The sequence below is a fragment of the Neisseria sp. HMSC056A03 genome, assembly GCF_001815685.1.
Lineage (GTDB): Bacteria > Pseudomonadota > Gammaproteobacteria > Burkholderiales > Neisseriaceae > Neisseria > Neisseria subflava.
In genome coordinates this window covers 1-6,321 of sequence record NZ_KV821572.1, presented here as the reverse complement: position 1 = coordinate 6,321, position 6,321 = coordinate 1, and the positions used below count along the sequence as shown (strand labels likewise).

1 protein-coding gene, 2 tRNA genes and 3 rRNA genes are annotated in these 6,321 nt (G+C 49.8%); all 6 read left to right on the top strand.

The window, feature by feature from the left end; translation table 11 throughout:
- The first annotated feature begins 283 nt into the window (after positions 1-283).
- The 6 genes from HMPREF3052_RS00125 (at position 284) to HMPREF3052_RS00100 (ending at position 6,197) form a co-directional block, all read left to right on the top strand.
- Positions 284-1,824: ribosomal RNA gene (locus tag HMPREF3052_RS00125) — 16S ribosomal RNA — on the top strand.
- 105 nt (positions 1,825-1,929) lie between these two features.
- Positions 1,930-2,006, top strand: a tRNA-Ile gene (locus tag HMPREF3052_RS00120).
- A gap of 5 nt (positions 2,007-2,011) precedes the next feature.
- A tRNA-Ala gene (locus HMPREF3052_RS00115) sits at positions 2,012-2,087 on the top strand.
- A 348-nt stretch (positions 2,088-2,435) separates the two neighbouring features.
- Positions 2,436-5,327, top strand: a 23S ribosomal RNA gene (locus HMPREF3052_RS00110).
- A gap of 94 nt (positions 5,328-5,421) precedes the next feature.
- A 5S ribosomal RNA gene (gene rrf, locus HMPREF3052_RS00105) occupies positions 5,422-5,535 on the top strand.
- The 16S, 23S and 5S rRNA genes sit together here with 2 tRNA genes alongside, the layout of an rRNA operon.
- 374 nt (positions 5,536-5,909) lie before the next feature.
- Entirely contained in the window at positions 5,910-6,197 is a 288-nt protein-coding gene (locus tag HMPREF3052_RS00100; RefSeq protein WP_036472233.1) for a ComEA family DNA-binding protein, read from the top strand.
- Positions 6,198-6,321: the final 124 nt, after the last annotated feature.

The following is a 6,321-nucleotide window of genomic DNA, read 5'->3' as shown; positions in this document are numbered from 1 at the left end:
GGTGTTGACTGGTTTTGTTGTGAGGCGTATAGTTCGGTTCTTCGCTGCTGACGCGGTGAAGAAAACGAAGCAGACAGTATAACACAGTTGGTTGAAATTTTCGATAATTTTAGTTGACATTTGCTAAATGTACTGTATAATTCGATTCGCTCTTTAAAAAACAGATTACCGATAAGTGTGAGTGCATTAGGCCTCACACTGTTTGAAAGACAGACAAGATGATGTTTTAGACATTGTCCTGTCGGTTTCTTTGAAGCAGACCAGAAGTTATAAGTTAGAGATTGAACATAAGAGTTTGATCCTGGCTCAGATTGAACGCTGGCGGCATGCTTTACACATGCAAGTCGGACGGCAGCACAGAGAAGCTTGCTTCTTGGGTGGCGAGTGGCGAACGGGTGAGTAACATATCGGAACGTACCGAGTAATGGGGGATAACTAATCGAAAGATTAGCTAATACCGCATATTCTCTGAGGAGGAAAGCAGGGGACCTTCGGGCCTTGCGTTATTCGAGCGGCCGATATCTGATTAGCTAGTTGGTGGGGTAAAGGCCTACCAAGGCGACGATCAGTAGCGGGTCTGAGAGGATGATCCGCCACACTGGGACTGAGACACGGCCCAGACTCCTACGGGAGGCAGCAGTGGGGAATTTTGGACAATGGGCGCAAGCCTGATCCAGCCATGCCGCGTGTCTGAAGAAGGCCTTCGGGTTGTAAAGGACTTTTGTCAGGGAAGAAAAGGCTGTTGCTAATATCGACAGCTGATGACGGTACCTGAAGAATAAGCACCGGCTAACTACGTGCCAGCAGCCGCGGTAATACGTAGGGTGCGAGCGTTAATCGGAATTACTGGGCGTAAAGCGAGCGCAGACGGTTACTTAAGCAGGATGTGAAATCCCCGGGCTCAACCTGGGAACTGCGTTCTGAACTGGGTGACTAGAGTGTGTCAGAGGGAGGTAGAATTCCACGTGTAGCAGTGAAATGCGTAGAGATGTGGAGGAATACCGATGGCGAAGGCAGCCTCCTGGGATAACACTGACGTTCATGCTCGAAAGCGTGGGTAGCAAACAGGATTAGATACCCTGGTAGTCCACGCCCTAAACGATGTCAATTAGCTGTTGGGCAACTTGATTGCTTAGTAGCGTAGCTAACGCGTGAAATTGACCGCCTGGGGAGTACGGTCGCAAGATTAAAACTCAAAGGAATTGACGGGGACCCGCACAAGCGGTGGATGATGTGGATTAATTCGATGCAACGCGAAGAACCTTACCTGGTCTTGACATGTACGGAATCCTCCAGAGACGGAGGAGTGCCTTCGGGAGCCGTAACACAGGTGCTGCATGGCTGTCGTCAGCTCGTGTCGTGAGATGTTGGGTTAAGTCCCGCAACGAGCGCAACCCTTGTCATTAGTTGCCATCATTTAGTTGGGCACTCTAATGAGACTGCCGGTGACAAGCCGGAGGAAGGTGGGGATGACGTCAAGTCCTCATGGCCCTTATGACCAGGGCTTCACACGTCATACAATGGTCGGTACAGAGGGTAGCCAAGCCGCGAGGTGGAGCCAATCTCACAAAACCGATCGTAGTCCGGATTGCACTCTGCAACTCGAGTGCATGAAGTCGGAATCGCTAGTAATCGCAGGTCAGCATACTGCGGTGAATACGTTCCCGGGTCTTGTACACACCGCCCGTCACACCATGGGAGTGGGGGATACCAGAAGTAGGTAGGGTAACCGCAAGGAGCCCGCTTACCACGGTATGCTTCATGACTGGGGTGAAGTCGTAACAAGGTAGCCGTAGGGGAACCTGCGGCTGGATCACCTCCTTTCTAGAGAAAGAAGAGGTCTAATGCATTCACACTTATCGGTAAACTGTAAAAGATGCGGAAGAGAAAAGCTTGAGTGAAGACAAGATTCGCTTAAGAAGAGAATCCGGGTTTGTAGCTCAGCTGGTTAGAGCACACGCTTGATAAGCGTGGGGTCGGAGGTTCAAGTCCTCCCAGACCCACCAAGAACGGGGGCATAGCTCAGTTGGTAGAGCACCTGCTTTGCAAGCAGGGGGTCATCGGTTCGATCCCGTTTGCCTCCACCAAGAACTTTACAAATCAAAGGAAGTCTGCTATACTTAGCAGCTTATTTTGATTTGCGAAGTGGAATATCGACGCATCGATCTTTAACAAATTGGAAAGCCGAAATCAACAAACAAAGACAATGAATTTGTTTTGATTTTTTGTTCTTTGCAAAGGATAAAAAATCTCTCGCAAGAGAAAAGAAAACAAACACAGTATTTGGGTGATGATTGTATCGACTTAATCCTGAAACACAAAAGGCAGGATTAAGACACAACAAAGCAGTAAGCTTTATCAAAGTAGGAATTTCAAGTTTGCTTCCCTAGTCAACGGGTAGGCAAACGAAGTCAAAGAGGTTCTTGAAATGATAGAGTCAAGTGAATAAGTGCATCAGGTGGATGCCTTGGCGATGATAGGCGACGAAGGACGTGTAAGCCTGCGAAAAGCGTGGGGGAGCTGGCAATAAAGCTATGATCCCGCGATGTCCGAATGGGGAAACCCACTGCATTCTGTGCAGTATCCTAAGTTGAATACATAGACTTAGAGAAGCGAACCCGGAGAACTGAACCATCTAAGTACCCGGAGGAAAAGAAATCAACCGAGATTCCGCAAGTAGTGGCGAGCGAACGCGGAGGAGCCTGTACGTAATAACTGTCGAGATAGAAGAACAAGCTGGGAAGCTTGACCATAGTGGGTGATAGTCCCGTATTCGAAATCTCAACAGTGGTACTAAGCGTACGAAAAGTAGGGCGGGACACGTGAAATCCTGTCTGAATATGGGGGGACCATCCTCCAAGGCTAAATACTCATCATCGACCGATAGTGAACCAGTACCGTGAGGGAAAGGCGAAAAGAACCCCGGGAGGGGAGTGAAATAGAACCTGAAACCTGATGCATACAAACAGTGGGAGCACCCTTATGGTGTGACTGCGTACCTTTTGTATAATGGGTCAACGACTTACATTCAGTAGCGAGCTTAACCGAATAGGGGAGGCGTAGGGAAACCGAGTCTTAATAGGGCGAAGAGTTGCTGGGTGTAGACCCGAAACCGAGTGATCTATCCATGGCCAGGTTGAAGGTGCCGTAACAGGTACTGGAGGACCGAACCCACGCATGTTGCAAAATGCGGGGATGAGCTGTGGATAGGGGTGAAAGGCTAAACAAACTCGGAGATAGCTGGTTCTCCCCGAAAACTATTTAGGTAGTGCCTCGAGCAAGACACTGATGGGGGTAAAGCACTGTTATGGCTAGGGGGTTATTGCAACTTACCAACCCATGGCAAACTAAGAATACCATCAAGTGGTTCCTCGGGAGACAGACAGCGGGTGCTAACGTCCGTTGTCAAGAGGGAAACAACCCAGACCGCCAGCTAAGGTCCCAAATGATAGATTAAGTGGTAAACGAAGTGGGAAGGCCCAGACAGCCAGGATGTTGGCTTAGAAGCAGCCATCATTTAAAGAAAGCGTAATAGCTCACTGGTCGAGTCGTCCTGCGCGGAAGATGTAACGGGGCTCAAATCTATAACCGAAGCTGCGGATGCCAGTTTACTGGCATGGTAGGGGAGCGTTCTGTAGGCCGATGAAGGTGCATTGTAAAGTGTGCTGGAGGTATCAGAAGTGCGAATGTTGACATGAGTAGCGATAAAGCGGGTGAAAAGCCCGCTCGCCGAAAGCCCAAGGTTTCCTACGCAACGTTCATCGGCGTAGGGTGAGTCGGCCCCTAAGGCGAGGCAGAGATGCGTAGTCGATGGGAAACAGGTTAATATTCCTGTACTTGATTCAAATGCGATGTGGGGACGGAGAAGGTTAGGTTAGCAAGCTGTTGGAATAGCTTGTTTAAGCCGGTAGGTGGAAGACTTAGGCAAATCCGGGTCTTCTTAACACCGAGAAGTGATGACGAGTGTCTACGGACATGAAGTAACCAATACCACGCTTCCAGGAAAAGCCACTAAGCTTCAGTTTGAATCGAACCGTACCGCAAACCGACACAGGTGGGCAGGATGAGAATTCTAAGGCGCTTGAGAGAACTCAGGAGAAGGAACTCGGCAAATTGATACCGTAACTTCGGGAGAAGGTATGCCCTCTAAGGTTAAGGACTTGCTCCGTAAGCCCTGGAGGGTCGCAGAGAATAGGTGGCTGCGACTGTTTATTAAAAACACAGCACTCTGCTAACACGAAAGTGGACGTATAGGGTGTGACGCCTGCCCGGTGCTGGAAGGTTAATTGAAGATGTGCAAGCATCGGATCGAAGCCCCAGTAAACGGCGGCCGTAACTATAACGGTCCTAAGGTAGCGAAATTCCTTGTCGGGTAAGTTCCGACCCGCACGAATGGCGTAACGATGGCCACACTGTCTCCTCCTGAGACTCAGCGAAGTTGAAGTGGTTGTGAAGATGCAATCTACCCGCTGCTAGACGGAAAGACCCCGTGAACCTTTACTGTAGCTTTGCATTGGACTTTGAAGTCACTTGTGTAGGATAGGTGGGAGGCTTTGAAGCAGAGACGCCAGTCTCTGTGGAGCCGTCCTTGAAATACCACCCTGGTGTCTTTGAGGTTCTAACCCAGACCCGTAATCCGGGTCGGGGACCGTGCATGGTAGGCAGTTTGACTGGGGCGGTCTCCTCCCAAAGAGTAACGGAGGAGTTCGAAGGTTACCTAGGTCCGGTCGGAAATCGGACTGATAGTGCAATGGCAAAAGGTAGCTTAACTGCGAGACCGACAAGTCGAGCAGGTGCGAAAGCAGGACATAGTGATCCGGTGGTTCTGTATGGAAGGGCCATCGCTCAACGGATAAAAGGTACTCCGGGGATAACAGGCTGATTCCGCCCAAGAGTTCATATCGACGGCGGAGTTTGGCACCTCGATGTCGGCTCATCACATCCTGGGGCTGTAGTCGGTCCCAAGGGTATGGCTGTTCGCCATTTAAAGTGGTACGTGAGCTGGGTTTAAAACGTCGTGAGACAGTTTGGTCCCTATCTGCAGTGGGCGTTGGAAGTTTGACGGGGGCTGCTCCTAGTACGAGAGGACCGGAGTGGACGAACCTCTGGTGTACCGGTTGTCACGCCAGTGGCATCGCCGGGTAGCTAAGTTCGGAAGAGATAAGCGCTGAAAGCATCTAAGCGCGAAACTCGCCTGAAGATGAGACTTCCCTTGCGGTTTAACCGCACTAAAGAGTCGTTCGAGACCAGGACGTTGATAGGTGGGGTGTGGAAGCGCGGTAACGTGTGAAGCTAACCCATACTAATTGCTCGTGAGGCTTGACTCTATCATTTGAAGAACTTCAAATATAAAAGCTTACTGACTGATTCAGTCATCACTAAATAATTGATTAAGGCTTTACCGATTTGTAACAGTTTAAGTTTGGCGGCCATAGCGAGTTGGTCCCACGCCTTCCCATCCCGAACAGGACCGTGAAACGACTCAGCGCCGATGATAGTGTGGTTCTTCCATGTGAAAGTAGGTCACCGCCAAACACCCATTCCGAAGCCCCCGACTGATGTCGGGGGCTTTTTACATGCCTGTCGGTTCTATCGGTTTGGCGATAGGTGATGGGGTAAGGGGTGCAAGAATATTGATGAACCGATACCTATTGAGTGTTCGTGCATTCTTGGTATTTGGATTATGTATGATTACCCTGTTGTTATTCTTGAACAAAAGTACTGAAAGTTACGGTTAACTGTTTGGAATATTTGAAATCAAACGATATTTGCGTTAATATGGCGTAAGCATTTATGTGGGTATGGGCTGTTGCCCTATCTGCGTATGTGACAGTGTTTACCGCTTGGAATAAAACCATTCTGTAGACTTCCTGACTGATTCAATCAAACACGTTATGGGAAAAAATCTGATGAAGAAATTTTTATTTGGTGCATTTGCCGCCGTCTGTGCGGCGTTCTCTTTGGCTGCCGTGAACATCAATACCGCGTCTTCTGCCGAACTGGAGGCCTTGCCGGGTATCGGCCCGGCTAAGGCGAAATCGATTGTGGAATACCGTCAGAAGAACGGTGCGTTCAAATCGGTGGAGGAGCTGAAAAACGTGAAGGGCATCGGTGATGCGGTGCTGAACAAGTTGAAGGCGGAGGCGACGGTTTCTTCTGCCGCGCCTAAGGCCGCCCAGCCTGCCGTGAAAAAATAAGCCTGACGGTTAACTGCCGTAGACGCCGCCCCGAGGCCGAACCGTTTGCGGTTCGGGTTGACGGGCGGCTTTGTATGGGGCCGGGAATGAAGACCTGGACAAATGGAGACTTTACATTGGGTAA